Origin of the sequence: Pseudoxanthomonas kaohsiungensis (genome assembly GCF_010211765.1) — a bacterium.
GTDB lineage: Bacteria > Pseudomonadota > Gammaproteobacteria > Xanthomonadales > Xanthomonadaceae > Pseudoxanthomonas > Pseudoxanthomonas kaohsiungensis.
Window position 1 is genome coordinate 47,814 of record NZ_PDWO01000017.1, and the last position, 25,238, is coordinate 73,051.

28 protein-coding genes are annotated in these 25,238 nt (G+C 72.3%); 11 read left to right on the plus strand and 17 right to left on the minus strand.

From position 1 onward, the window contains the following. The first annotated feature begins 34 nt into the window (after positions 1-34). The 4 genes from CSC66_RS15195 to CSC66_RS15210 all read left to right on the plus strand — a co-directional run bounded on the left by CSC66_RS15195 (position 35) and on the right by CSC66_RS15210 (position 2,957). Positions 35-334, plus strand: a complete 300-nt coding sequence (locus CSC66_RS15195; RefSeq protein ID WP_162378261.1) for a hypothetical protein — start codon at positions 35-37, stop codon at positions 332-334. Positions 335-489: 155 nt separating this feature from the next. After that, entirely contained in the window at positions 490-1,752 is a 1,263-nt protein-coding gene (locus tag CSC66_RS15200) for a histidine kinase (protein ID WP_162378262.1), read from the plus strand. Continuing rightward, complete coding sequence (locus tag CSC66_RS15205) at positions 1,745-2,515, plus strand: LytR/AlgR family response regulator transcription factor (protein WP_162378263.1); 771 nt, start codon at positions 1,745-1,747, stop codon at positions 2,513-2,515. The genes CSC66_RS15200 and CSC66_RS15205 overlap by 8 nt, the downstream gene beginning before the upstream one ends. Before the next feature lie 79 nt (positions 2,516-2,594). Continuing rightward, the gene (locus CSC66_RS15210) at positions 2,595-2,957 is read left to right on the plus strand and encodes a hypothetical protein (RefSeq protein WP_162378264.1); all 363 of its coding nucleotides are present in this window, start codon (positions 2,595-2,597) and stop codon (positions 2,955-2,957) included. A 19-nt stretch (positions 2,958-2,976) separates the two neighbouring features. On the opposite strand, the gene CSC66_RS17745 is transcribed toward CSC66_RS15210, so the two are convergent. From CSC66_RS17745 to msrB, 4 genes are all read right to left on the minus strand, one after another. Continuing rightward, positions 2,977-3,447, minus strand: coding sequence for a hypothetical protein (locus CSC66_RS17745; RefSeq protein WP_338016030.1), 471 nt, complete (start codon positions 3,445-3,447; stop codon positions 2,977-2,979). A gap of 87 nt (positions 3,448-3,534) precedes the next feature. Then, the gene (locus CSC66_RS17750) at positions 3,535-3,720 is read right to left on the minus strand and encodes a hypothetical protein (RefSeq protein WP_338016031.1); all 186 of its coding nucleotides are present in this window, start codon (positions 3,718-3,720) and stop codon (positions 3,535-3,537) included. A 139-nt stretch (positions 3,721-3,859) separates the two neighbouring features. Further along, positions 3,860-4,234: a YciI family protein gene (locus tag CSC66_RS15220; RefSeq protein ID WP_162378265.1), complete on the minus strand. Its 375-nt coding sequence runs from the start codon at positions 4,232-4,234 to the stop codon at positions 3,860-3,862. 62 nt (positions 4,235-4,296) lie between these two features. Next, a complete protein-coding gene (msrB, locus tag CSC66_RS15225; RefSeq protein WP_162378266.1) occupies positions 4,297-4,761 on the minus strand; it encodes a peptide-methionine (R)-S-oxide reductase MsrB in 465 nt (154 codons plus the stop codon). 203 nt (positions 4,762-4,964) lie between these two features. On the opposite strand from msrB, the gene CSC66_RS15230 reads away from it, so the two are divergent. Then, entirely contained in the window at positions 4,965-5,369 is a 405-nt protein-coding gene (locus CSC66_RS15230; protein WP_162378267.1) for a host attachment family protein, read from the plus strand. Positions 5,370-5,388: 19 nt separating this feature from the next. Here the strand turns inward: CSC66_RS15230 and CSC66_RS15235 are convergent, their stop codons facing one another. Continuing rightward, positions 5,389-5,940, minus strand: coding sequence for a DUF3016 domain-containing protein (locus CSC66_RS15235; RefSeq protein WP_162378268.1), 552 nt, complete (start codon positions 5,938-5,940; stop codon positions 5,389-5,391). A gap of 193 nt (positions 5,941-6,133) precedes the next feature. Here CSC66_RS15235 and yedA point away from each other — a divergent pair, with 193 nt between their 5' ends. After that, positions 6,134-7,033 carry a drug/metabolite exporter YedA gene (yedA, locus tag CSC66_RS15240; RefSeq protein ID WP_162378269.1) on the plus strand — a complete coding sequence of 300 codons (900 nt, stop codon included), beginning with the start codon at positions 6,134-6,136 and terminating at the stop codon, positions 7,031-7,033. After that, positions 7,030-7,938, plus strand: a complete 909-nt coding sequence (gene rarD, locus CSC66_RS15245; RefSeq protein WP_162378270.1) for an EamA family transporter RarD — start codon at positions 7,030-7,032, stop codon at positions 7,936-7,938. Before yedA ends, rarD begins: the two co-directional genes overlap by 4 nt. Positions 7,939-8,052: 114 nt before the next feature. Here the strand turns inward: rarD and CSC66_RS15250 are convergent, their stop codons facing one another. The 5 genes from CSC66_RS15250 to CSC66_RS15270 form a co-directional block, all read right to left on the minus strand. After that, positions 8,053-9,183 (minus strand): alpha/beta hydrolase, encoded by a 1,131-nt coding sequence (locus CSC66_RS15250; RefSeq protein WP_202935671.1) that lies wholly within the window; start codon positions 9,181-9,183, stop codon positions 8,053-8,055. A gap of 185 nt (positions 9,184-9,368) precedes the next feature. After that, the gene (locus CSC66_RS15255) at positions 9,369-10,679 is read right to left on the minus strand and encodes an ABC transporter permease (RefSeq protein WP_162378272.1); all 1,311 of its coding nucleotides are present in this window, start codon (positions 10,677-10,679) and stop codon (positions 9,369-9,371) included. A 12-nt stretch (positions 10,680-10,691) separates the two neighbouring features. Continuing rightward, entirely contained in the window at positions 10,692-11,849 is a 1,158-nt protein-coding gene (locus tag CSC66_RS15260; protein WP_162378273.1) for an ABC transporter permease, read from the minus strand. 15 nt (positions 11,850-11,864) lie between these two features. Continuing rightward, positions 11,865-12,554: an ABC transporter ATP-binding protein gene (locus CSC66_RS15265; RefSeq protein ID WP_162378274.1), complete on the minus strand. Its 690-nt coding sequence runs from the start codon at positions 12,552-12,554 to the stop codon at positions 11,865-11,867. 96 nt (positions 12,555-12,650) lie between these two features. Continuing rightward, positions 12,651-13,907 carry an efflux RND transporter periplasmic adaptor subunit gene (locus CSC66_RS15270; RefSeq protein ID WP_162378275.1) on the minus strand — a complete coding sequence of 419 codons (1,257 nt, stop codon included), beginning with the start codon at positions 13,905-13,907 and terminating at the stop codon, positions 12,651-12,653. 289 nt (positions 13,908-14,196) lie between these two features. Here CSC66_RS15270 and CSC66_RS15275 point away from each other — a divergent pair, with 289 nt between their 5' ends. From CSC66_RS15275 to CSC66_RS15290, 4 genes are all read left to right on the plus strand, one after another. Then, entirely contained in the window at positions 14,197-15,126 is a 930-nt protein-coding gene (locus CSC66_RS15275) for an ABC transporter ATP-binding protein (RefSeq protein WP_162378276.1), read from the plus strand. Further along, on the plus strand, positions 15,126-15,902 hold the full coding sequence (locus CSC66_RS15280) for an ABC transporter permease (protein WP_162378277.1): 777 nt from the start codon (positions 15,126-15,128) through the stop codon (positions 15,900-15,902). Before CSC66_RS15275 ends, CSC66_RS15280 begins: the two co-directional genes overlap by 1 nt. Positions 15,903-15,915: 13 nt before the next feature. After that, on the plus strand, positions 15,916-17,091 hold the full coding sequence (locus CSC66_RS15285; protein WP_162378278.1) for a sensor histidine kinase: 1,176 nt from the start codon (positions 15,916-15,918) through the stop codon (positions 17,089-17,091). A gap of 270 nt (positions 17,092-17,361) precedes the next feature. Then, on the plus strand, positions 17,362-17,964 hold the full coding sequence (locus CSC66_RS15290; protein WP_162378279.1) for a response regulator transcription factor: 603 nt from the start codon (positions 17,362-17,364) through the stop codon (positions 17,962-17,964). A 345-nt stretch (positions 17,965-18,309) separates the two neighbouring features. Here the strand turns inward: CSC66_RS15290 and CSC66_RS15295 are convergent, their stop codons facing one another. From CSC66_RS15295 to CSC66_RS15325, 7 genes are all read right to left on the minus strand, one after another. Then, positions 18,310-19,677, minus strand: a complete 1,368-nt coding sequence (locus CSC66_RS15295; protein WP_162378280.1) for a leucyl aminopeptidase family protein — start codon at positions 19,675-19,677, stop codon at positions 18,310-18,312. Further along, positions 19,674-20,441, minus strand: a complete 768-nt coding sequence (locus CSC66_RS15300; protein ID WP_162378281.1) for an HAD family hydrolase — start codon at positions 20,439-20,441, stop codon at positions 19,674-19,676. The genes CSC66_RS15295 and CSC66_RS15300 overlap by 4 nt, the downstream gene beginning before the upstream one ends. 212 nt (positions 20,442-20,653) lie before the next feature. Continuing rightward, entirely contained in the window at positions 20,654-21,775 is a 1,122-nt protein-coding gene (locus tag CSC66_RS15305; protein ID WP_162378282.1) for an AI-2E family transporter, read from the minus strand. Between the two features lie 60 nt (positions 21,776-21,835). Beyond that, the gene (locus CSC66_RS15310; protein ID WP_162378283.1) at positions 21,836-22,291 is read right to left on the minus strand and encodes a hypothetical protein; all 456 of its coding nucleotides are present in this window, start codon (positions 22,289-22,291) and stop codon (positions 21,836-21,838) included. Next, on the minus strand, positions 22,288-22,845 hold the full coding sequence (locus CSC66_RS15315; RefSeq protein WP_238394418.1) for a phage holin family protein: 558 nt from the start codon (positions 22,843-22,845) through the stop codon (positions 22,288-22,290). The genes CSC66_RS15310 and CSC66_RS15315 overlap by 4 nt, the downstream gene beginning before the upstream one ends. A gap of 16 nt (positions 22,846-22,861) precedes the next feature. Continuing rightward, a complete protein-coding gene (locus tag CSC66_RS15320) occupies positions 22,862-23,221 on the minus strand; it encodes a hypothetical protein (RefSeq protein WP_162378284.1) in 360 nt (119 codons plus the stop codon). A 157-nt stretch (positions 23,222-23,378) separates the two neighbouring features. Continuing rightward, positions 23,379-24,851 (minus strand): Do family serine endopeptidase, encoded by a 1,473-nt coding sequence (locus tag CSC66_RS15325; RefSeq protein ID WP_162378285.1) that lies wholly within the window; start codon positions 24,849-24,851, stop codon positions 23,379-23,381. Positions 24,852-25,238 lie beyond the last annotated feature (387 nt).

Below are 25,238 nucleotides of genomic sequence, written 5' to 3' on the forward strand. Positions count from 1 at the left end.
GGACAACGCGCAACCACCACCACGGAAGGTGGTCATGATCGACCTCGACCGCGAGCGCGAGCACTGGCGCCAGCGCTACCACGCGCTGCCGCGGGCGCGTGCCATGCGCAGCTTCGCCCGCTACTGGCCGGTGGTGTGCGCGGCCTACGACGTGTTCCTCAACCATCCGCGCGCGCCGCGGGCCGAAGCGGCGCGCCTGTACCTGCAGCGCGAGGACGTCAGCGCCAGCCTGCTGACCGAGGAGGAGGCGCGCACCGTGTTCGAGCGCGCCTGGTCGCGCCTGGACGAAGTGGCCGGCGCGACCGGCAACACCGAGAACACAGACAGCGCCTAGCCGCGCGATCCCGACCTTCCCGCCCGGGCGGGCCGGAACCGGAGCGGTCCCTGGCGGGGTTTCGTCGCCCGATTCCCGGCTTCGTCGCATGCGGGCTTCCGCCGGCGCGGGCGGCGGCTATGCTCCGCGGCACCTGAAACGCTTCCCGGTGCCACGTGTCCGCCAGCCTGTTCCTGATCCTGCGCATCCTCTTCGCCTGGGCCGTGGCGATCCTGCTGGCCGGTTTCGTCTGGGGCGGGCTGTTCGGCGATGTCGGCGCGATCTTCTGGCTGCTGGCCTGGGGTTCGATGGGCCTGGCGGTGCTGGGCGCGGTCACCCACCTGCGCCGGGTACGCCTGGCCGCCGGCCGCCTGGATGCGGCGGTGCTGAGCAACCACCAGCAACGGCGGATCGAACTGCCGCTGGACGCCGGCGCGGCCTTCGACCTGGTCGAGGCGGCGGTGCGCGAGCTGCCGCGGGTGGAGGACATCGAGGCCTCGCGCGGCAGCCTGCAGGTGCGGGCGAAGGTGCGCCGCAGCGATCCGTTCGGCGGCAACCAGCCCTCGAAATGGAACGTGCTGGCGCGCTTCGCCATCACCCGCGACCGCGTCCTGGCCACGGTGGTGCCGGGCGAGGGCACCAGCAGCGCCACCCTGCTGTGCGAGCCCGACGCGCCGCACTGGGTCGACCTGTTCGCCCTGGACGAGGGCACCAGCTACGAGAACGCCGAGGCGCTGCAGCGCTCGGTCACCCGCCGCGTCGCCGAGCAGCGCCGCGACGAACAGGCGCAGGCCGAGCGCAGCGCCACCGACAACGCGCTGACCGTGGCCCGGCTGAACCTGCTGCAGGCACAGGTCGAGCCGCACTTCCTCTACAACACCCTGGCCAACGCCCAGGTGCTGGCGCGCACCGACCCGCCGCGCGCCGACGAGATGCTCGGCCACCTGATCCAGTACCTGCGCCGTTCGCTGCCGCGCGAGCACGACACCCTGTCCACCCTGGGCGAGGAACTGGAGCGCACCCGCGCCTACCTGGAGATCCTCAAGATCCGGATGGGCGCGCGGCTGGAACTGAAGGTCGAGGTGCCCGAATCGCTCAAGGCCCTGCAGCTGCCGTCGATGATGCTGCAGACGCTGGTGGAGAACGCGATCAAGCACGGGCTCGAGCCCAAGCCCGGCGGCGGCACCGTCTGGATCCTGGCGCGCCGCTTCGAGGACCACGCCACCGTGACCGTGGCCGACGATGGCCAGGGCTTCGGCAGCGCGACCGCGGGCACCGGCATCGGCCTGAAGAACCTGCGCGAACGCCTGCGCCTGACCTACGACGAGCGCGCCTCGTTCTCGATCGTGTCCAACTTCCCCAGTGGCGTGGCCGCCACCCTGACCCTGCCGCTGCCCGCCGGCACCGGCACCGGCACCGAGGAGCGTCGCGATGTTTGAGTGTGTCGTCGCCGAGGACGAGGAGCTGCTGCGCACCTCGCTGCTGCTGCAGCTGGGCGAGGTCTGGCCGGGCCTGCGGATCGTGGCCGAATGCGAGGATGGCGCCAGCGCGCTGGAAGCCATCGCCGAGCACAAGCCGGACGTGGCCTTCCTCGACATCCGCATGCCGGGCCTGACCGGGATCGAGGTCGCCGCGGCGCTGTCGGAGGTGAGCCCGCGCACCCAGGTCGTGTTCGTCACCGCCTACGACCAGTATGCGATCGACGCCTTCGAGCAAGGCGCGGTCGACTACCTGCTCAAGCCGGTGGCGCGCGACCGCCTGCAGGCGACGGTGCAGCGCCTGCAGGCGCGGGTGGCCGCCGGACGGCCGGACCCGGCCACGCTCGAGGCGCTGCTGCAGCACCTCGCCAAGCGGCCGGCCGAGCCGGAAGCCGCGCCGCCGCTGGCCTGGATCACCGCCAACAGCGGCCGCGAAACCAGGCTGATCATGCTCGACGAGGTCGCCTACTTCCGCGCCGACAGCAAGTACACGGTGGTCGTGACCGCCGAGGGCGAGGCCCTGTTGCGCACGCCGCTGAAGGAACTGCTCGAGGCGCTGGACCCGCGCCAGTTCCGCCAGGTCCACCGCTCGACCATCGTCAACCTCAAGGCCGTGGCGTCGGTGGTCCGCGACGACAGCGGCAAGGGCACGTTGCGGCTGAAGGGGCGCAGCGAAACGTTGCCGGTCAGCGTGCCGTTCATGGCGCTGTTCAAGGGCATGTGAGCCGGACCGCCGTATCCGCCATCGCCGGCCTGTCCCGCCCCCCGGCGGGGGCCGGCCCTCCCGCTTCCCGAGGTGTGAAATGCGACTGCTGACCACCCTGCTGTCCTGCCTGCTCTCGCTGTTCGGCTGCGATACGCGCCCGAGCACCACCAGCATCACCCGCGTCGTCGACCAGGGCACCGAGACCCTCTTCAGCAAGACCACGACGGTGGACGGCGTCGCCACCTTCGAGTGCTTCGCCAGCCGCAGCGGGGGTTGCCACTACCGCATCTACGAGGAGCGCTGCGAAGACGCGGCCGGTGCCGCGAACGAGGCAGGCGCGTGCACGCGCAAGACGCTGGACGCGTTCGCGCTGACCGTGGGCAAGCGCCGCCAGGTCGAAGGCCTGCCCATGGCGTTCCGGTTGTGCGTGGGCGAGGACGACGCGTCCGGTTGCGGCTGAGGCTGCCGCGGCGAGGGTGTCAGGCCCGGCGGGTCTGCCGCGCGCGCAGCCACAAGGTCTGCGCCGCCAGCAGCGCCGCGATCGCCGCGGCCACCCAGGTGGCGACGCCGGCGCCGGGCAGGGCGGAGCGCGACTGCTCGGCCACCACGGCGACCAGGCCCCAGAGCGCGGCGGCGGCGTAGGCGAAGTTGCCGCGCATGCGCCGGTTGAGCTCGAGCAGCAGCGCGGCCGCGGCCGCGAACAGCAGCAGGCTCGGCACCAGCTGCGCATCCTCCCGGGTCCATCCGAAGGCCAGCGCCGACTGCGCCAGGTTGAGGAACGCCGCCAGCGAGAGCCAGCCGGCGTGCAGCGACAGTGGCAACCAGGCCCAGGTGCGGCCGTCCTCGGCGCGCGCGCGCGACAGCTGCAGCGCGGCCCAGGCCAGGCAGCCCAGGGCGCCGAAGATCACCAGCAGGCACAACCAGAACAGCCCCTGCGAGAACAGCGGCATCCATACCGCGGTCAGGGCGAAACCGGCGGCAGCGGCCGGCGCGATCCGGCCGAGCAGGGCGTCGTCGCGACGCCGCCCCGTCGCCTGTCATGCCGCGTACACCACGCCGAGCAGGAAGATCACGCCCCAGATCGAGAACGCGTACCCGGCCGCGACCAGCAGCGTGGGATAGCGGTCGGAAACCGTGCCGTTGTCCGGGCCGAACGCGCCGGACTGCGACCACCAGGACACCACCGGCATCGCCAGGGCGAACAGCAGGACCACAACGCGCATCGGGTTGCTCCATCGGGGTGCGGACCAGCGCGCACGCTAGCAGCGCGGTGCGCGCAGGTGGCGTGAAGCCGGCTCGCCGGCGTGCGGCCGCCGACGCGGTGGCGTGGATCGCCCGTGCGGAAGCCGTCGCCGCAGACGCTCAGGCGCCGACGCGCACCCGCTCGGCGTCCATGTCCGCCACCGGCCGCACCTCCATGCTGCCGTAGCGGGCCCAAGGGAACTGGCGGGCCAGCTCGACCGCCTGCTCCAGCGAATCGGCCTCGACCAGGTTGTAGCCGGCCAGTACTTCCTTGGTCTCGGCGAACGGCCCGTCGAACACCGCGGTGCGGCCCTCGCGGATCCGTACCGTGCGCGCCTGGGTCGGCGCCTCGAGCTTGTTGAAGCCCAGCAGCGTGCCCTGCGACGCGAGCGTGTCGGCATGGCGGATGCAGTGGCGCATCTCGCCGTCGTATTGCTCGGCGGTGGCCTGGTCGAGCAGTTCCGGATCGATGTAGACCAGCAGCAGGTATTTCATGCGCGACGCACCTGGGACAGACACGGAGGGTGCATGGTAACCGCGTGCAGGCGGCCCTGCGTTCAGGCGGGCCCGGCTTCGGCACCGCCGCGGCGCAGCGGATCGGGGAGCGGGTCGGCGGCGTCGACGAAGGCCAGCGATACCGAGTTCAGGCAATGGCGCTCGCCGGTCGGTGGCGGACCGTCGGGAAACACGTGGCCCAGGTGGCTGCCGCAGCGCGCGCAGACGATCTCGGTGCGGACCATGCCGTGGCTGGTATCGCGGATGCGGCCCAGGTGGGCCTCGTCGTACGGGGCGAAGAAGCTGGGCCAGCCGGTCCCCGAATCGAACTTGGTGCTGGAGCGGAACAGCGGCAGTCCGCACAGCCGGCAGCAGTAGGTGCCTTCGCGCTTGTTGTCGAGGAACACCCCGCAGAACGGGGCCTCGGTCCCGTGCTGGAGCAGCACCCGCGCTTCCTCGGCGGAGAGTCCGGCGACCAGCGCATCGCGCTGCTGCGGGGTGGGCGGGCTGAGGTCGAAGCGGCTCATGGCGTCTCCTGGGTTGCAGCGGGGATGATGCACGACCGTGGCCGGCATGAGGTCACAGATGGAGGCAACGGCCGGCCGCTGCAAGCCCGCGCACCTTCCGGGCCGGGGGTGCGCCGCCCGTCTACGGAATCGTGACGATCCCTGCGCGCGGCCCTAACACCCGGCCGCCTAGGTTCAACGCTCACTTGGAGGCAGGAGATGCCATGCGCAGGATCCCACGCGAAACCTGGGTGCTGGTGGCCGACGGTGCGTCGGCCCGGCTGTTCCGCAACCTCGGCGGCGAGAACGGCGCGGTGAAGCTGCACCAGGAGGAGGCCCTGGCCCTCGACCCGGCCGAAGGCGTGATGCCATCGGTGCTGCCGGCGGACGTGCCGGCGCGCGAGATCGACGAGGCCTCCTTCGCCCGGCAGCTGGCGCACCGGCTCAACCAGGATGCACTGGAGGGCCGCTACGCGCACCTGGTGCTGGCCGCCGATCCGCAGACGCTGGGCCAGATCCGGCCGCACCTGCACGAGGGCGCGCGCAGCCGGCTGCTGGCCGAACTTCCCAAGAACTACACCAACGCCCCGCGCGAGCAGATCGAGCGCGCGCTGGCGCCGGAGTTCTGAGGCCGGCGGGCCGCGGCGGTCAGGCCTGCGGCGCCGGCAGTTCGCGCCGCAGCCAGTCGTCGATCATGCGCTTCTCGAAGCGCAGGTTGTCGGTATCGACCGGCGTGGAATTCTGCAGGTAGCTCATGTCCGACAGCTTGCGCTCGCCCTCGGCCAGGACCTGGCCGTCGGCGCCGGTGATGCGCACGTTGAGCGTCATCCGCGGCGGATAGATGTCGCGCATCACCCGCACGTGGCCGTAGTTGATGCCCATCCAGGGCTCGTAGCGGCCGGCGCGCTGGATGTCGGTGATGGTCACCTCCATCTGCTGCCCGGCGGGCAGGCGCCGCGCCGCCTGTTGCTGGAGGTGGCGGGCCAGTTCGGCCACCCAGCTGCCCTGCTGTGCTTCCCAGCGGTTGTTGCTGAAGCGGATGTCGGAGAACTGGGCCGGATCGGTCCACTCGACGCTCACCGGCCCGTCGGCGGGCAGGGCGCGAGGCAGGGCCGGGTCGGTGACCACGCTGCGCGCGCCGGCCAGCGTCGGCGCCAAGACCAGCGCGGCCAGCAATGGCAGCAGGTAACGGGTTCGCATGGCACGTTCCTCGGTGGGTCCGTGCCCGATTCTGCGCCGGCCCAAGCCATGCGGTGAAGCGGACGCAGGCGTCCGTTGCCGGCCCTTCAGGCGGCCGCGGCGCGCACCGCCGCAACGCTGAAGCGCCACCGCTGGCACGGGGGCGGCCCGTCCTCTGGATTAGAATCTGCGGCCGTCCCCCGGCGTCTATTCCATGTCCGCACCCGCACAGGCTCCGGCGCAGGCCGCCGGCCTGGCCGTCGTCGTCGCCCTGGCCATCGTCTACGTGGTGTGGGGCTCGACCTACCTGGCGATCCGCTTCGCTCTGGAAGGCGGCTGGCCGCCGCTGCTGGCGGTGTCCGGCGCGCGCTTCCTGGTCGCCGGCGGCGCGATGTACGCCTTCCTGCGCTGGCGCGGCGTGCCGGCGCCCACCGGTGCGCAGTGGAAGAACCTCGCCGTGATGGGCCTGATGCTGTTGCTGCTGGGCAATGGCTTCGTGGTCCTGGCCGAGCAGAGCGTGTCGTCCGGGCTTGCCGCGGTGGCGGTGGCGTCGGTGCCGTTGTGGATGGGCCTGTTCGGGGCGATGTTCGGGCAGCGCCCGAGCCGGGTGGAATGGCTGGGCATCGCGATCGGTTTCGCCGGCGTGGTCTGGCTCAACGCCGGCAGCAGCCTCAGCGCCAGCACCTCCGGACTGGTGCTGCTGCTGGTCGCGCCGGTCGGCTGGGCCTTCGGTTCGGTGTGGTCACGCGGGCGCGACCTGCCGTCGCCGTTCATGGCCGCCGCCGGCCAGATGCTGTGCGGCAGCGTGATGCTGATCGTCGTGGGCCTGCTGCGCGGCGAAAGTTTCGATGCGGTGCCGACGCTGCACGGCACCCTGGCGCTGCTGTACCTGGCCGTGTTCGGCTCGATCATCGCCTTCAGCACCTACGTCTGGCTGCTGCACCACGTGCGCCCGGCCCTGGTCAGCAGCTATGCCTACGTGAACCCGGCGATCGCGGTGGCGCTCGGCGCCTGGCTGGCCGGCGAGCGCTTCACCGCGCACGACCTCGGCGCAATGGCGGTGATCCTGGCCGGCGTGGTCACGATCACCCTGGCGCGGGTGCTGCGCCGATGAGCGCACGCGCGGACGCGGCCGTCGATCGCCGCGGGCTGGCGGTCACCGCCGCGACCTTCGTGATCTGGGGCGTGGTGCCGGTGTACTGGCACCTGCTCAAGGCGGTGCCGGCGCTGCAGATCATGGCTCACCGGGTGGTGTGGAGCGCGCTGCTGGTGGTCGGCTGGCTGCTGCTGCGCGATGGCTGGGGCTGGCTGCGGCGGCTGGCCGCGCAACCGCGCGCGCTGCCGGCGCTGGCGCTGAGCAGCGTGCTGATCGCGTTCAACTGGGGCCTGTACATCTGGGCGGTCAACGCCGGCCACGTGGTCGAGACCAGCCTGGGCTACTTCATCAATCCGCTGGTCAACGTGGTGCTCGGCGTGCTGGTGCTGCACGAGCGGTTGCGCCGGCTGCAGTGGATCGCGGTCGGATGCGCGGCGGCGGGCGTGGCCTGGCTGACGGTCAGCGCGGGATCGCCGCCGTGGATCGCGCTGGGACTGGCTGCTTCGTTCGGGCTGTACGGGCTGGTGCGCAAGCTGGTCGCGGTCGATCCGGTGGCCGGGCTGGGGCTGGAAAGCCTGTACCTGTTCCTGCCGGCACTGGCCTATGTGCTATGGGCCGAGGCCGGCCATGGCGGCGGCTTCTCCGGCGCGTGGGGCCTGGGCACCGACCTGTTGCTGGTGTTCGGCGGGGTGGTCACGGCGGTGCCGCTGATCGGCTTCGCCTACGGCGTGCGCCGGATCCCGCTGAGCGTGGTCGGGTTGCTGCAGTACATCGCGCCGACGCTGCAGCTGCTGCTGGGCGTGTGGTTCTTCCACGAGCCGTTCGATACCGCGCGCGCGGTCGGCTTCGGTGCGATCTGGCTGGGCCTGGCGCTGTATGCGGGCGAGGGTCTGTGGCGCAGCCGGCACCAGCCGCTCCTGTAGGAGCCCATCTTCATGGGCGACACGACGCCCTCGGCCCAGGCGACTCCATCGATGACCCGACGCCCGTGTCGCCCATGAAGATGGGCTCCTACAGGGAGCGGGACGTGTCGGCGTTCAGCCGTGCCGCGGTGCCAGCGGCTGCGGGCAGGCGCCATTGCCGGTGACCGGCGTGCGCGCGAACCAGTCCTCCACCGTCGGCGCGAGCCGGTCGAGCCGCATCGGCAGGCTCAGGTGGTCTTCGCCGGGCAGTTCCAGGTAGCGGGCGCGCGGGGCCGCCGCGGCCAGCGCGCGGCCATGCGCCACCGGCACGTGCGCGTCGTCGCGGCCATGGATCAGCAGCACGCAGGCAGGCGCCTGCGCCAGGGCGGCGCCGACGTCGATCCGGTCCAGGTCCAGCGCCAGGCGGCGGTCGGCGTCGGCGATCGCCGCGTCCAGCAGGCGCGGGTCGAAGCGCCAGCGCAGCCAGGCCTGGGCCAGCCATTCGCCGGTGCTGTCGGGCGCGCGCTGCAGCATGTGCGGGACCATGTCGCGGATCGCGCGGCCGGCGTTGTCGAACGACTCCATCGCGACCACGCCACCGAGCTGCAGGTCGTCGACCTCGTTGCCGTCGGACGGGACGCCGATGTCGCGGGCGGCGAAGATCGCCGTGGCCGCGCCGTAGGACACGCCCATCACGTGCAGCGGCCCGGCCACCTCGCCGCGCGTGCGCAGCTGGCGCAGCACGGCGACGACGTCGCCGGCCTCGCGCGTGCCGTAGCCGGACGGCGCACTGCCGGAGCGGCCGTGGTTGCGCAGGTCCAGGGTGATGGTGCGGTAGCCGCGCTGGGCCAGTTCCACCGACCACGGCAGCAGCGAGCCGCCGTCCATCATCCAGCCGTGCAGCAGGACCACGGTGCCGCGTGGTGCGACCGCGTGGGTCGGCGCTCGCATCGAAAGCGTGTAGTCCATGCGCTGGCGCTGGCCGCCATGCGCGCCCAGCCAGGCGTAATGCATGCGGTAGTCGCCCGGGTCCAGCGCGCGCCAGAACACCGGCACTCCGTCCGCCGTGGCCACGTGGCCGCTGCGGCTCGGTACGGTGGCGAGGAGGGCTTCGATCCTGGCGCTGGGCAGCAGCGGCGACACGCCGCCCGGCGCGGCCAGGCGCGCGGCCAGAGCACCGGCGGGATCGGCCAGCTCGCGGGTGCGCGAATGGGTGAAGCCGGCCAGCAGCAGGCAGGCGGCGGCGAGCAGCAGCAGCCGCGGCAGCACGCGGCGCGGCCAGGCCGCGCGGGCTGGCGTCGAGGGCAGGGGAACGGCGGACATGGCGGTCGCATCGGACGACGGCGCCACAGCGTAGCGCGCGACCGGCGCCGCCTTCTACCGCATCGCGGTGACAGTGCGATGACAGCGCCGGCTCCGTTCAGCGGAGCCGGCGCCGTAGTCCGGTCGCCTCAGAGCGCGCGCAGGGCGGCGGTGATCGGCAGGCGCGCGGCGCGCAGCGCCGGGAACAGCCCGCCGACCAGGCCGATGCCCAGCGCCCACTTCAGGCCCGACCACAGCAGTTCGGGCGTCACCTTGAACTGGAACACCACCGCGCTGAAGTTGCTGCCCATGGTCGAGGCGCTGTAGCCGTTGAAGATCAGCCACGCCAGCAGCCCGCCGAGCACGCCGCCGACCAGCGCCAGCAGCATCGTCTCCAGCATCACCGCCACCACCACCGGCAGGCCGCGGAAGCCGATCGCGCGCATGGTCGCGATCTCGCGGGCGCGGCCGGCCACGGCCGCGTACATGGTGTTGAGCGCGCCGAACACCGCGCCCACCGCCATGATCGCGCCGATCACCGTGCCCAGGATCGTCAGCAGCTGGTTGAGCTGGCCGCTCTGCTTGGCGTAGTAGGCCTTGGTGGTCTCCACGTCCAGCTTGAGCCGCGGGTCGGCCGCCATCGCCGCCTTGAACTGCTCGAACCCGGCCTTGCCCTCGGTGCGCACGCTCACCAGCTGCCAGGCGCCGCGGTTGTAGGTGCTGGCCAGGGTCTGGGCGTCGGTCCAGATCTCCGAGTCGTGCACGTCGCCGGAGGCGAACTTGCCCACCACCTGCCACTGCTGGTTGCCGAGGGTAAGCGTGCTGCCCACGTCCAGGTCGCGGAACTGCTTCTGCGCGCCCTGGCCGACCACGATCTCGCGCAGGCCGCTGCCGTACATGCGGCCCTCGACGATCTTCACCCGGTCGTGCACCGCCCAGCCCAGCTCGCCGACGCCGCGGAACTGCGCGTTGACGTCGGTGCCGTCCTCGCGCGAGACCAGGTTCACCACCTGCGAGAGCTCGGGCGACACCAGCGGCCGGCCCTCGCCGTCGCGGGCGATGCCCGGCAGGCTGGAGATCAGCGGCACCTGGTCGCGCATGATCACCGAGTTGGTCTCGGCCTGCGAGCCGCCGCGCAGCACGATCGCGGTGGTCTCGTCGCCGGTGCTGTTCATGGTCGACTGGAAGCCGCGACCCATCGACAGCATCGCCACCAGCACCGCGACCACGCCGGCGATGCCAACCACGATCACCGACGAGGCGCCCCAGCGCCGCGGCAGGCTGGCGATGCCGATCCCGGTCGCCGCCAGCGCCAGCCGGCCGCTGCGGGTCAGGAACAGCCACAGCGCCAGCGCCACCGCCACGCCGAGCACGCCCTGCCAGGGCAGCCAGATCCACACGCCCAGGCCCACGACGAGCAGCACGATCGTGAGCAGGTTCCAAAGCCATTGCTTGTTCATGGTCGGGTCTCCTCAGCGGCCAGCCAGTGCATCGACGATCTTCAGCCGCTTGGCGCGCAGCGCCGGCAGCACCCCCACCACCAGGCCGATCAGCACGATCAGCACGGCGCCCACGATCCAGGTCTGCAGCGGGATGGTCGCCGGCAGCATGCCCTGGGCCTTGCTCGCCAGTCCGGGCAGGATCACCCGCGCCAGCCCCATGCCGATCACCCCGCCCAGGCCGACCAGCAGCACCGACTCCACCAGCACCAGCACCAGCACCAGGCCGTCCTTGAAGCCCAGCGTCTTCAGGATCGCCAGCTCGGGGATCCGCTCGCGCACCGCCTGGGCCATGGTGTTGCCGGTCAACAGCAGCAGGGTGAAGAACACCGCGCCCATGATCGAGGTGACGATCAGGCCGATGTCGGCGAACTGCTTGGCGAAGGACTGCTGGAACGCCGACTCGGTCTGGCTCTTGGTCTCGCGGTCGGAGTTCATCGACAGCGCGTCGATGGCCTGGGCCACGCGCGAGGCCTGGTTGGCGTTGTCCAGGGCGACCGTGTACCAGCTGACCTGGCCCTTGATGTAGTCGTTGGATTCGTCGAAGTAGGTCCAGTTCATCACCAGCTGGCGTTCCTCGCCGCTGGCCGCGGCGCGGTCCTTGGAGCGGAAGATGCCGACCAGCTGCAGCGGCCAGTCGTTGCTGCCCTGGCGCGGGAAGATCGTCGCCTGCAGCGGGATGGTGTCGCCGATCTTCCAGCCGAACTCCTTGGCCAGGGTCTCGCCGACCACCGCGCCGGTGCGGGTGTCCTGGAACGCCTTGAGCTGCTCGGGCGGCAGCTGCAGGTTGGTGTAGACGTCGAAGTAGTTCGGCGCCACCGAGAAGCTGGGGAAGAAGTTCTTCGGGTCCTGGTAGATGCCGCCGAACCACATCGCGTAGGTCACGTCCTTGACCCCGGGCACGGTGCGGATCTGCTGCTCCAGCCGCACCGGCAGGCTCTGGGTGATCGACAGGCGCGAGGTGGTGACCAGGCGGTTGGCGCCATCGACGCTGCCGCCGGAGTTGAAGGCCACGCGCACCGAATCGAGCATGCCGAACAGCAGGAAGGCGGTGACCACCGACAGCAGGGTCAGCAGCGTCCGCGTCTTGCTGCGGAACAGCTGCGCCCATACGAGCGAGAGGTACTTCATCGCGTCGCCCTCCGGTCAGTGGGCGACCGGCGCGTCGGCCAGTTCGCCCTTGTCCAGGTGGATGGTGTGGGTCGCGTACTCGGCCGCCTTCGGGTCGTGGGTGACCATGATGATGGTCTTGCCGTGCTCGCGGTTGAGCATGCGCAGCAAGTCCAGGATCTCCTCGGCCGAATGCCGGTCCAGGTCGCCGGTCGGCTCGTCGCAGATCAGGAAGGTCGGGTCGGAGACGATCGCCCGGGCGATCGCCACGCGCTGCTGCTGGCCGCCGGACAGTTCGTTCGGCCGGTGGCTGCGGCGGTCGGCCAGGCCGACCAGGGTCAGCGCGATCTGCGCGCGGCGCGCGCGGTCGGCGGCGCCGAGCTTGGTCAGCAGCAGCGGCAGCTCGACGTTCTTCTGCGCGGTCAGCATCGGCATCAGGTTGTAGAACTGGAACACGAAGCCGACGTGGACGCTGCGCCAGTTGGAGAGCTGGCCGGCCGAGAGCCGGTCGATGCGCTCGCCCTCGATCTCGATCTCGCCGCCGGTGGGCGTGTCCAGCCCCCCGATCAGGTTCAGCAGGGTGGTCTTGCCCGAGCCGGACGGCCCCATCAGCGCGACGAAGTCGCCGCGCGGGATGTCCAGGTCGATGCCGTGCAGCACCTGCACCTTCTCTGGGCCGCGCTGGTAGGTCTTGGTGATGTTGCGGAGAGTGACCAGGGTGGACATCGTTCGACTTCCTCGTCTGGGCCGGCGCGCAAGCCGCGCAGGCGGGGTGATGGATGGTTCGCGCGCGCAGGCGCGCCTGTCACGCCGGCAACCGTGCTACTCGGTGTCGTCGGCGCCCGCCAGGCGCACCGTGTCGCCGTCCTGCAGGGTTTCCGGTGCATCGAGCACCACGGTCTCGCCCGCGGCCAGTCCCGACAGCACCTGGCGGTCCTGGCCCATGGCGATGCCGGTCTTCACGGCGCGCTGCTCGACCGTGTCCTCGCCGCCGACGACGAAGGCCACGTCGGCGCCATCGCGCTGCACGATCGCCGCGGCCGGCACGCGCACGCCCTGCGGCTGCTCCGCTTCCCCGGGCGCCGGCGCGGCCTCCAGGAAGCTCACCCGCACGCCCATGTCCGGCACGATGCGCGCGTCCTTCTCCTTCAGCGCCACCCGCACCTTGACCGTGGCCTTGCCGCGGTCGGCGGCCGGGATGATGGCGATCACCTCGCCGGGGATGCGCCAGTCCGGGTACGCGTTGAGCACGGTTTCCACCGGCATCTTCGGCTGCACCCGGCCGATGTAGGACTCGCCCACCTCGACCTCCACCTCCAGCGACTCCATGTCGACGATGGTGCCGATGCCGGTGCGGGTGTAGCCGCCGGTGGCCAGCGGCGAGACGATCTCGCCCGGCTGCGCGGCCTTGGACGTGACGATGCCGGAGAACGGTGCGCGGACGATGGTGTTGTCCACGCCCTGGTCGGCGATGCGCAGCTGGTCGCCGGCGACCTGGGAGTTGCGCCGCGCGGTCGCCAGTTGCGCGCGCAGCGCGTCGCGCTGGGCGATGGCCTGTTCGTACTGGGCGCGCGAAACCAGCTGCTGGCCGACCAGCTGCGAGAGCCGGTTGGCGTTGGCTTCGGCCTCCACCAGTTGCGCCTGCACGCTGTCGGCCTGGCTCCGCGAGGCCGAGACCTGCGAGGCGGCCAGCGTGCGCTGCGCGTCGGCGTCGATCGGGTCCAGGCGCGCCAGCACCTGGCCTTCCTCCACCCGCATGCCTTCCTCGATCAGCACTTCCTTGACCCGGCCGGTGACCTTGGCCGAGACGGTGGCCATGCGCCGGGCCACGACATAACCGCTGGCGTCGAGCACCGAGGCGCTGGCGCCGCCACCGGAGGCGATCGCCACCACCGGCGCGGTGCGCACTTCCGGCGCCTTCTCGCCGCCCAGCAGCAGCCAGGCGGCTACGGCGGCCAGCAGCACGACCGCGGCCACGCCCAGCCCGATCCACAGCCCGCGCCGCGACGGCGGCGGGGTGGACGGCGTGCGGCTGCGCTGGAGCTTCAGTTCCTTGAGCAGTTCGGCGGAAGCGTTCATTGCGTTCTCTAGGGGTTCCCGGTCCAGTGTCCGCGGCAAGGGTACACGGCGACCAGTTGCCGGAAGTCACTTTGTGGCGGGCGGCGCTCCCGCCGGAATGGGATACCTCTATGCCAGGACGAACGGGCCAGCCGCCATTCGACACGGGGCGCGGGCGACCGGTGCATCGTGCCGGCCACCCCGCCAGCGACGTAGTGACACCTGTCATGCGCTTTGCCTGCAGCCGGCGACTGCCGCGCCCGCGTGCGGCCGACGACACTGGCCGCGAATTCCCCGCAGGCCACCACGCATGGACACCGTACCCCGCGCGCCGCTGGCGCGACTGCAGCAGGCCGGCAAGCAGTACGGCCGCACCCGCGCACTGGAGCAGCTCGACCTCGAACTGCATGCCGGCCAGGTGCTGGCACTGCTCGGTCCCAACGGCGCCGGCAAGACCACCGCGATCGGCCTGCTGTTGGGCCTGCACGCGCCTGATGCCGGCACCGCCGAGCTGTTCGGCCTGCCGCCGCATTCGCTGCAGGCGCGGCGCCGCACCGGGGTGATGCTGCAGACCGCCGGCATCCCCGACACGCTGCAGGTGCGCGAGCTGGTCGCGCTGGCCCGCAGCTACTACCCGCAGCCGCGCGCGCTGGAGGAATGCCTGGCCCTGGCCGGGCTGCAGGAGGTGCAGCGCCGCCGCTACGGCCAGCTGTCCGGCGGCCAGCAGCGCCGCGTGCAGTTCGCGATGGCCGTGTGCGGCCGGCCGCAGCTGCTGTTCCTCGATGAACCGACCACCGGCCTGGACATCGACGCGCGCCAGGGCCTGTGGCGCGCGATCCGCGAGCTGGCCGCGCAGGGCTGCGCGGTCCTGCTGACCACCCACTACCTGGAAGAGGCCGAGGCGCTGGCCGACCGGGTGATGGTGATCGACCACGGCCGGTTGCTGGCGCAGGGCACGGTCGAGGAGATGCGCGCGCGCGTGTCGCAGCGGCGGATCGGTTGCGTCAGCGTGCTCGCGCCGGCGCAGGTGGCCGCCTGGGCAGGGGTGCAGGACGCCCGCGCCGGCGAGGACGGACGCCTGCAGGTGATCGCCGCGCAGGCCGAGCCGGTCGTGCGCCGGCTGCTGGCCGAGGATCCGTCGCTGTCGGAACTGGAAGTGCGCCGCGCCGGCCTGGCCGACGCCTTCCTCGCGCTCACCGCACGGTCCGGGCCACCGATGAACGCCGAGGAGGCCGCCTGATGGACACCCATGCACGTACCCATCCCGACGCCCTGCCGGCGCCGGCGTGGAACGCCTACCTGCAGGAGGCGCGCTTCGAGTTCCTGCGCCTGTGGCGCTCGCCGTCGTTCTCGCTGCCGGTACTGCTGTTCCCGCCGCTGTTCTACCTGCTGTTCGGCGAGATCTTCGGCGGCAACCGGTCGCCCGAAGCCGCGCGCTACCTGCTCGCCGGCTACAGCGTGTTCGGGATCATGGGCGTGGCCCTGTTCGGCTTCGGCGTGACCGTGGCCGTGGACCGCGAGCAGGGGCTGCTGGTGCTCAAGCGCGCCCAGCCGATGCCGCCGGGCGCCTACCTGCTGGCCAAGGTGGCGATGGCGATGCTGTTCAGCGCGATCGTGCTGGTGCTGCTGTCGGTGCTGGCCGCCACCGTGGCCGGCGTGCGGCTGCCACCACTGCAGTGGCTGGGCCTGGTCGCGACCTGCCTGCTGGGGGTGCTGCCGTTCAGCGCGCTGGGCCTGTGGCTGGGCACCCTGGTCGGCGGGCGCGGCGCGCCGGCGCTGATCAACCTGGTCTACCTGCCGATGGCGTTCCTGTCGGGCTTGTTCATCCCGCTGTCGATGCTGCCGGGCGCGCTGAAGTCGATCGCGCCGCTGTGGCCGTCGTACCATCTGGCGCGGCTGGCGCAGCGGCAGGTGGGGTTCGCCGAAGGCGCCATGCCCTGGCTGCACGCCGGCGTGCTGCTGTGCATCGCCGCGCTGTTCCTGTTCCTGGCCCGTCGCCGCCTGGCGGCTTCCTGACCCGGTGATCGCCATGGGCGCGCTGAAGTTCGAAGGATTCGCACCGCGCTGGTTCCGGCTCGCGCCCGACTCGGTGCTGATGCAGAGCCAGTGTCGTGGCGCGCCCGCCTGGGCCGAGTACGTCCACCTGCTGTGGACGATGTGGGTGTTCGTGACCCCGGTGTTCACCCCGCAGGGTTACGACGCGCGCTGGTGGCTGCTGACCGCGGTGTCCTACCCGCTGTTCATCGCCCTCTATGTCGGCACCCTGGCGCTGCCGGCACGCCGGGTCCGCGCCTGTGCGATCGGCATGATGCTGCTGTGCCTGCTGCTGTTGCCCTGGTATCCGGGTGGCATGAGCTACTTCGTGTTCGGCTGCGTGATGCTCGGCGCGCATCCCTGGCGCAACGGCTGGCGCTATGCGGCGGCCCTGCTGCTGGCCAACGTCGTGCTGCTGGTGTCCGCCCGCTCGATCGGCTACCCGTGGTCGGCGGTGGTGTGGTTGCCGGTGACCACGCTGGTGGTCGGCCTGCTGGTCCACGTCGAGCGCCAGCGCCACCGCAAGGACGCCCAGCTGCGCCTGTCGCAGGAAGAGGTGCGCCGTCTGGCCACCACCGCCGAGCGCGAACGCATCGGCCGCGACCTGCACGACCTGCTCGGCCACACCCTGTCGCTGGTCGCGCTCAAGGCCGACCTCGCCGGCCGCCTGCTGGACAGCGACCCGCGCGCGGCCCGGCGCGAGATCGGCGAGCTGGGCCAGGTCGCGCGCGATGCTCTGGCCCAGGTGCGGCGCGCGGTCACCGGCATCCGCGCCGCCGAGCTGGCGGCCGAACTGGCCGCGGCCAAGGTGCTGCTGGAAGGCGAGGGCGTGTCGCTGTCGGTCGACGCGCACACCGACGACCTGCCGCCGGCGCAGGAGACCGTGCTGGCCCTGTGCGTGCGCGAAGCGGTGACCAACATCCACCGGCATGCGCGCGCCAGCGCGGTGCGGATCAGCCTGCGCCGGCAGGCGCAGCACTGGCGGCTGCAGGTCGAGGACGACGGGCGTGGCGGCGCGATCCGCCCCGGCAACGGCCTCGCCGGCATGCGCGAGCGGCTGCAGGCGCTGGGCGGCAGCCTGTCGATCGAGCCCGCGTCGCCGCGCGGCACGCGGCTGGCGGCCGAACTGCCGCACTGGTCGGCGGTCGCCGCCGAACCGGCCCACCCGTAGCGCGCGGGGCTCTGCGCTGCCGCCACCACGTGCGCAGGCCCACCCGTGATCGCCGCGCACGTTCCGCCTTGTGTAGGAGCCCATCCTCATGGGCGACCCCGCGCGGCCGGCACGGAAAGGCCATCGCCGATGGCCGCGGCATGGCATGGCATGCCGCGGCGCGGTCGGTGGCCTGGTCCGGCCTTGTCGGGTCGCCCATAAAGATAGGCTCCTACGGGGATGGCGCCTTTGCTACCGTCACGCCATGACCGAGACGCCACGCCACCGCCGATGATCCGCGTCCTGCTGGCCGAAGACCAGGCCATGGTCCGCGGCGCGCTGGCCGCGCTGCTGGGCATGGAGGCGGACATCGAGGTCGTCGGCGCGGTGGCCGACGGCGAGAGCGCGTGGCGCGAGCTGCAGCGGCTGCAGCCGGACGTGCTGGTCACCGACATCGAGATGCCGGGCCTGACCGGCCTGGAGCTGGCCCAGCGCATCGCCCGCCACGAGCTTCCGGTCAAGGTGGTGATCGTCACCACCTTCGCCCGCGCCGGCTTCCTGCGCCGCGCGCTGGAGGCCGGCGTGGTCGGCTACCTGCTCAAGGACGCCCCGGCCGAGCGCCTGGCCGAAGCGCTGCGCAAGGTGCGCCATGGCGGCCGCGCGATCGACCCGGAACTGGCGGTGGAAGCCTGGGGCGAAGCCGATCCGCTCAACGACCGCGAGCGCCAGGTGCTGCGCCTGGCCGGCGAGGGCCGCACCTCCGGCGAGATTGCCGCCCAGCTCAACCTCTCCCAGGGCACCGTGCGCAACTACCTGTCCGAGGCGATCGGCAAGCTCGGCGCCGGCAACCGGATCGAGGCCGCCCGCCTGGCCCGCCAAAAGGGCTGGCTGTAGGAGCCCATCCTCATGGGCGACCCGACGCCGTCGCCGGGAGCCGCATTCCAGCGCGCGGTCAAAGCCCATTGCGCCGCACGCGGCACGTTCGATGCCGCGATGTCCGACACCCTCGGGTCGCCGATCAATCGGCTCCTACACGAATCCCGGCGTAAGCTGCCGGCCGTGTTGTAGGAGCCCATCTCATGGGCGACCCGACGCCGTCTCTTGGCGCTGCGTTAAACGGCGCCATCAAAGAGCCCTGCGTCATCCGCGTCGCGTTCAACGCCGGGATGCCCGATGCCCTCGGGTCGCCGATGAATCGGCTCCCACACAGGAACTACGCCGGATCGGGTGATCCCCGCCCTACCCGTAGCGCGCCTTCAGCAATGCCCAGGCCGAGCGCAGCCCCAGTGCTTCGCCGCCGGCAGGACGGCCGGGGCGGCTGCTGTCGTTCCAGGCGTAGGTGTCCAGGTGCGCCCACGGCGTGCCACCGGGCACGAACCGCTCCAGGTACAGCGCCGCGGTCACCGCGCCGGCCATGCGCGAGCCGGCGTTGGCGAGGTCGGCGACATTGCTGGTCAGGTAGCGCAGGTACGGGCGCCACAGCGGCATGCGCCACACCGGATCGCGGGTCCGCTCGCCGCTGGCGATCCAATCGGCCGCCAGCGCGTCATCGTTGGCGAACAGCGCCGGCAGGTCCGGGCCCAGCGCGATCCGCGCCGCGCCGGTGAGGGTGGCGAAATCGACGATCAACGCCGGCTTCTGTTCGCCGGCATAGGTGAGGGCGTCGCACAGGATCACCCGGCCCTCGGCGTCGGTGTTGTCGATCTCCACGCTGACCCCGGCGCGGGTGGCGATCACCTCGCCCGGGCGGAACGCGTCCGGGCCGATCGCGTTCTCCACCGCCGGCACCAGCAGGCTCAGCCGCACCGGCAGCTTGCGCGACATCACCAGCGCGGCCAGCGCCAGCGCGTGCGCGGCGCCACCCATGTCCTTCTTCATGTTGCGCATGCCGTCGGCCGGCTTGATGTCCAGCCCGCCGGTGTCGAAGCACACGCCCTTGCCGACCAGCACCACGTGCGGGTGCGAGGGGTCGCCCCAGCGCAGCTCGATCAGCCGCGGCGCGCGGTGCGAGGCGCGGCCGACCGCATGGATCGCCGGGAAGTTGTGCGCCAGCAGCGATTCGCCGGCGACCACCTCGACATGCGCGCCGTGTTCGGCGGCCAGCTCGCGGGCGATCGCTTCCAGGTGCTGCGGGCCCATGTCCTGGGTCGGCGTGTTGACCCAGTCGCGCACGCGCATGGTCGCCAGCAGCACGTCCAGCGCTTCGCCATCGAGTTGCGGCAGGCGCAGCCGCGCCGGCGCGCGCGGCGGGTTCTTGTAGCGCTCGAAGCGGTAGCTGCCCAGGCCCCAGCCCAGCTGCAGCGCCGCGCGTTGTTCCGGAGCCAGGTCGGCCGCCGGCGCCCAGGCGCCGGACGGCAGCGCGGTCGGCGCATGCGCGTAGCTCCACGGATCCAGCGGATCGCCGATGCCGACGATCGCCCCGGCGATGCCGCCCTCGCCCGGCAGCAGCGCCACCGAGCCCGGCGCGGGTTGGAACTCCTGCGCATCCAGCCACGCCGACACCGCCGCCGGCTGCGCCGAGCGCCAGGCGCCGTAGCCGTCGCGGTCGAGCAGGTGCAGCGGCAGCGCGGAACTGCCGGGGTCGGCGTAATGGGCGTTGTGGTTCATGTGGCGTGGTCTCGGTTGTCGGCCCGCGCCGGGGCGCCGGCGGCGGCAGTCGGCGCGGTGGGGCGATCGGGCATGTGCGCGTCCAGCCAGTCGGCCAGCGCGGTGAGGGTGGTGAACTGCAGGTCGGGCACGATCTCCTCGTGCTGCCAGGTGCGGTCCTCGCGGTTGATCCAGCAGCTGCGCAGCCCGGCGCGCGCGGCGCCAGCCACGTCCATCTCGATGTGGTCGCCCACGTGCAGCACCTCGCCGTGGCCGCAGCCCAGCCGCGCGCAGGCGGCGTGGAAGATGCTGGCCTGCGGCTTGGCCGCGCCGTGCTCGCGCGCGCCGAGCTGGAACGCGAACAGGTGGGCGATGCCGACCCGCTCCAGGTCGGCGTTGCCGTTGCTGAGCGCCGCTACCGGCACCCGCGCGGCGATCCGGGCCAGGCCGTCGAGCGCGTCGGGGTAGTACTCGACCTGGTTGCGCGCGGCGTAGAACGCCTCGTAGGCCGGTTCGAGCAGGTCCAGCGACGCGCCGCTGGCCTCCAGCGCCTCGCGCAGGGTCAGCCGGCGCAGCGCCGAGAGGTCGTGGTGCAGGTGCGGGTGCTCGCGGAAGGAGCGCTCGCGCAGTTCGCGCATCGCCGCCACCGGGTACATCGCCGCGGTGGCCGGGCTGTGCTCGAGCATCCAGTCGTGCAGCACCTGGTCGATGCGCGCGCCGATCGGCGCGAACGGCCACAGGGTGTCGTCGAGGTCGAGGGTGATGGCGCGGACGGTGAAGCTCACCGGGGCATTGTAGAGCCGGGCCCGCCCGGCCGCGACGTTGCGTCCAACCAGGCCACGGACGTAGAGCCGGGCTTGCCCGGCTGCTTTGGGGGCGCAAGCGGCGCAGCGGGGCAAGCCCCGCTCTACGTGGGGCGCGAGGGAGCAGCGGGGCAAGCCCCGCTCTACGGTGCGGGGAGCAGCGGGGCAGGGTCCGCTCTACGGAGCTGGCGCGCTCACTCGAGCAGCCGCGCCCAGCCGCCCATGCCTTCCACGTGCTCCAGCACCAGCTTCACGCAGACCAGCAGCGGCACCGACAGCAGCAGGCCGATGATCCCCCACATCCACCCGAACAGCATCAGCGCCAGGATCAGCACCAGCGGCGACAGCGCCATCCGCCGCCCGAGCACGATCGGGGTGACGATCTGCCCCTCGATCGTGTGCAGCACCAGGTACGCCAGCGCCGGCAGCAGCGAACGCCAGGTGTCGTCGAAGGCGACGAAGCCGACCAGCAGCATCATGCACATGCCGATCAGCGGCCCCACGTATGGGGCATAGTTGAGCAGCATCACCGCCGTGCCCCACAGCAGCGCCTCCTGCGCCTGGAAATCCAGCAGGTAGAGGATTCCGGCGAAGGCCAGGCCGACCACCGCGTTGATCAGGCTGATGGTCAGCACGTAGCGCGAGACCTCGCGCTCGATGCCGTGCAGGATCTCCACCGTGAACTTCTTCTGCTGGCGCCCGGGCAGCAGCGCGATCGCGTTGCGCTGCAGGTTCTCGCCATAGACCATGAAGAAGAACGTCAGCAGCACCACCGCCAGCACCGAGGCGGCCATCTGCGGGGTGCGGGTCAGCGCCGCGTACGGGTCGTCGACCCGGGTGCGCACCACTTCGACCTTGCGGTTGGTTTCGCCGGCGGCCGCGCGCGCCATGTCCTCGGCGATGCGGTTGGCCTCGTGCATAGGCCGGGTCAGGTCCTGCAGCTGGCGGCCGAGCTTGCGCGCCTCGCGTGGCGCCTGCTCGGCCCATTCGGCCGCCGGCGCGGCCAGCTGCACCGCCAGGGCACCGGCGCCGGCGAGCCCGGCGACCAGCACCAGCACCGCGGCCAGGAAGCGCGGCACGTACAGGCGCCGCAGCAGCCGGATCAACGGGTTGCCGATCAGGGCGAAGAACGCCGCCAGCAGCACCGGCAGGATCACGTCCTGCGCCGCCCACAGGGTGAACCCCACCGCCAGCGTGGCCAGCACCACCAGCGCGGTGGAGGCGCGCGGCCGCGGCCGCGGCAGGTGCGCGTCGATCGGGACCGGCAGCGGTTCGACCGGCTCGGCGGCAGGCGGCAGGGGCGTGGACTCGGTCATGCGGCGCGGGCTCGGTCGAGCGGCCGGAACCGCCGGCCGGCAACGCGTGGGAGGGAAGGATCAGCGTTCGGAAACTTCGGTGGCCGCTTCGGCCGGCGACGGTGCCCGCACCCGCTGCCCATCGCCGGGCGCGGCGACTGTCGCCGCGGGCGCGGTACCCGCGGCCGGCACCGGTCCGGCCGCACCGGACTGGACCGCGGCTTCGGCGGCGACATCGGCGGCGGCATCGGCCGCCTCGCCCGCCTCTTCTGACGCGGCGGCCGCGCGCAGCGAGGCGAGCATGGTCGAGACCGTGCCCAGCATCTGCAGCCAGCGCGCACCGCCCACCTTGGACAGTGGTTCGGCGCGGCCGACCAGGAACCCCGACAGCAGGCCGGCGACCACGATCCGCCCCGGCGTCCAGCCGCGGCGCCAGGCCTCGCGGAATACCTGCCGGTGCGAGTACGCGCGGTCCATGCACGACTCCACCCGCGTTTCGGCGCGCTCGACCCGCTGCCGCAGCACTTCGAACCTCATCGCGGCGGCTCCTGCGCAGGCGTGGCCGCGGTGGTCACCGAGGCGGCGACCGCGTCGGCGCGCGGCGCCGGGTCATCTCCGATGCCGGTGCCGCTGCCGGCGTCGCCCGGCGGCTCATCAAGGTCGTCGCCGTGCTCGTCGAACAGACCCATGCGGCTGAGCTGGCGGCGGGTGGCGTGCAGGCCCATGTAGTCGAAGAAGCGCGAAGTGCGCCACGCCGCCAGCGCGGTGATGCACAGGTTGAACACCGCCGCGATGCTCAGCGAGGCCAGCCACGACAGGCCGAAGCGCTGCATCAGCGCCACCCCCGCGGCGGTGGCCAGCAGCCAGGCCGAGGCGCCGAACACGATCGCCACCCCGGCCCAGGCGATGCCGCGGCCCAGCGCGCTGCGGGCCAGGGCCAGGTCGGCCGAGACCAGCGCGCGCAGCGCGCGCAGCGAATCGCGGGTGGCGCCCAGCGAGGCCTTGCCGGCCTCGCCGATCGTGCGCAGGGTCTCGTCCAGCGGCGGCGCACCCGCGCCGCCGGGCGGGCCCGGGCGTTCCCCTTCGCTCATCGCCGCGACGACCGGATCAGCGGTCGCGGCGGGTCAGCGCGGCGACCAGCCAGCCCGCGGCGAAGGCCACGCCGAACGAGGCCAGCGGACGCTCGCGGATCAGCTCCGAGGCGCTGTCGATCAGGTCGCGGCCCTTGTCCATCAGCGCGTCCATCTGCTCGCGCGCGGCATCGCCACCGAGTTCGGCCGCGGCCAGCCCGGCCAACGCGCTGTCGGCCAGTTCGGCCTTGACGTTGGCACGGCCCAGGCGCAGCTCGTCGCCGGCGGCGCTGCCGGCCCCCTTGATCGCCTCGCCGGCGGCGCCGGCGGCGGCCTTCAGGTGCGAACCGGCTTCGGCCAGGTTCTCTTTCATGTTCTCGGTGGAGGTCGGGGTCATCGGGGTTCTCCTCGTGGACGTGCGATAGACGTGCGGTGGGGGGCGACGCCGGTATGGCGTGACGTGGCCATGGAACCACGGGCCCGGTGTAGGTCCCGTTACGGCTCCAACGCAAATACCGGCCGACCGCTCCGGCCGACGGCCCCGCGGCGCCGCCTCACTGCATCAGCAGCCGGCCCTGCACGTTACCGCGGGTGACCAGCAGGACCAACTGCTGCGGCGCCTGCGCCAGGCTCGAACGCAGCGCCGGCAGGTCGGCGACCGGGCCGGCGGTGGTGGCCACGATCACGTCGCCCGGGCGCAACTGGTTGCGCGCGGCGCGGCTGCCCGGCTGCACGTCCTCCACCAGCACGCCGCCGCGGCCGCGCGCCTGGCGCTGGGCTTCGGGCAGCTCGGCCAGGCGCGCGCCGGCCAGGCGCGGATCCACCGCGCCGCCATCGAGCGCGCGCGGCTGCTCGCGCAGGGTCGCGCTGAGGGTCAGGGTCTTGCCGTCGCGCAGCACCTGCAGCGGCACCCGCTCGCCGACCGGCTGCAGGCCTTCGAAGTTGTGCAGCGCGAACGGGTCGGCGATGCGCTGGTCGCCGGCGCCGATGATCACGTCGCCCGGCCGGATGCCCGCCGCCGCCGCGCCCGAACCGGCGTACACCTGGGTCACCAGCGCGCCCTGCTGGCCCTCGGCCAGGCCCAGGCTGCGCGCCAGGCGCGCGTCCAGCGCCTGGGCGTCGATGCCCAGGGTGCCGCGGCGCACCTCGCCGGTGGTCACCAGCTGCTGGACCACGTCGCGGGCCAGGTTGGACGGGATCGCCAGGCCCAGGCCGATGTTGCCGGCCATGCTGCCCTGCGGGTTGAGGCTGGCGGTGTTGATGCCGACCAGCTCGCCGCGCAGGTTGACCAGCGCGCCGCCGGAGTTGCCCGGGTTGATCGAGGCGTCGGTCTGGATGAAGTTCTGGTAGCCCAGCCCGCGGATGCCGCTGCGGCCCACCGCCGACACAATTCCCGAGGTCACCGTCTGGTTGAGGCCGAACGGGTTGCCGATGGCCACCACGTAGTCGCCCACCTGCAGCCGGCCGCTGTCGCCCAGCGGCAGGCCGGCCAGGTTCTCGGCCGGGATCCGGATCAGGGCCACGTCGGTGTCGCGGTCCGAGCCGAGGAACTCGGCCTTGAGGGTGCGGCCGTCGGCCAGGGTCACCGAGACATCGTCGGCGCCCTCGATCACGTGGTGGTTGGTCAGCACGTAGCCGCGGGCGGCGTCGATGATCACGCCCGAGCCCAGCGACTCGTTGATCCGCTCCTGCGGCACCTGCGGGAACAGGCGCCGGAACATCGGGTCGTCGAAGAACGGGTTGCGCACCTTCACCCGCTGCTTGGTGTGCACGCTCACCACCGCCGGCATCACCTGCTTGAGCATCGGCGCCAGCGAGGGCAGGGCCTGGCCGTCGATCGCCGCCGGCAGCGCCGCGGCGGCCGCCGGCAGCGGCAGCGGCGCCGGAGCCGGCGCGAGCGGGGCCACCGGGGCCGGCGCCGGGTTCGCCTCGGCGCGGTTGTCCAGCAGTCCGTCCAACGCGGTGGCGGCGAAGCCGCCGAAGGCGGCGGCGCAGGTCAGGGCGAGCAGGGTGGCAGCGGGACGCATCGGGCCGGATTCCTCGACGGGCAGGGGGTTTGGCGGGGGGTTCTCATGAACCTGAACGAGTCTGCTGCGGCCGGTTTTAACAGCCGGTGAAGTAGCGTCTGCAGGGCCTGGCTGCCGCTCCGCCCGGCCTTTCCACGGCCCTCGCGCCCACCCCGCTGGAACACTGCAAACCCGGTCACGCAAGTGGTTGACACTGTAATGGACCGGGCGTAGCTTGACGGCCTGTTGCGCCACAAGATGTAGCGGTGCGACGGAATCCAGGCCCAAGCGATGGTGTTTCCCTGAACACGCCTCGCAAGGTCAAATCGCCGGGGGGTGGCGAGCGGATGCGGCAGCAAAAGACAGCAGGTAGCGGCCTTTCCGGCCGCTGGAACACCACCGTCTGAC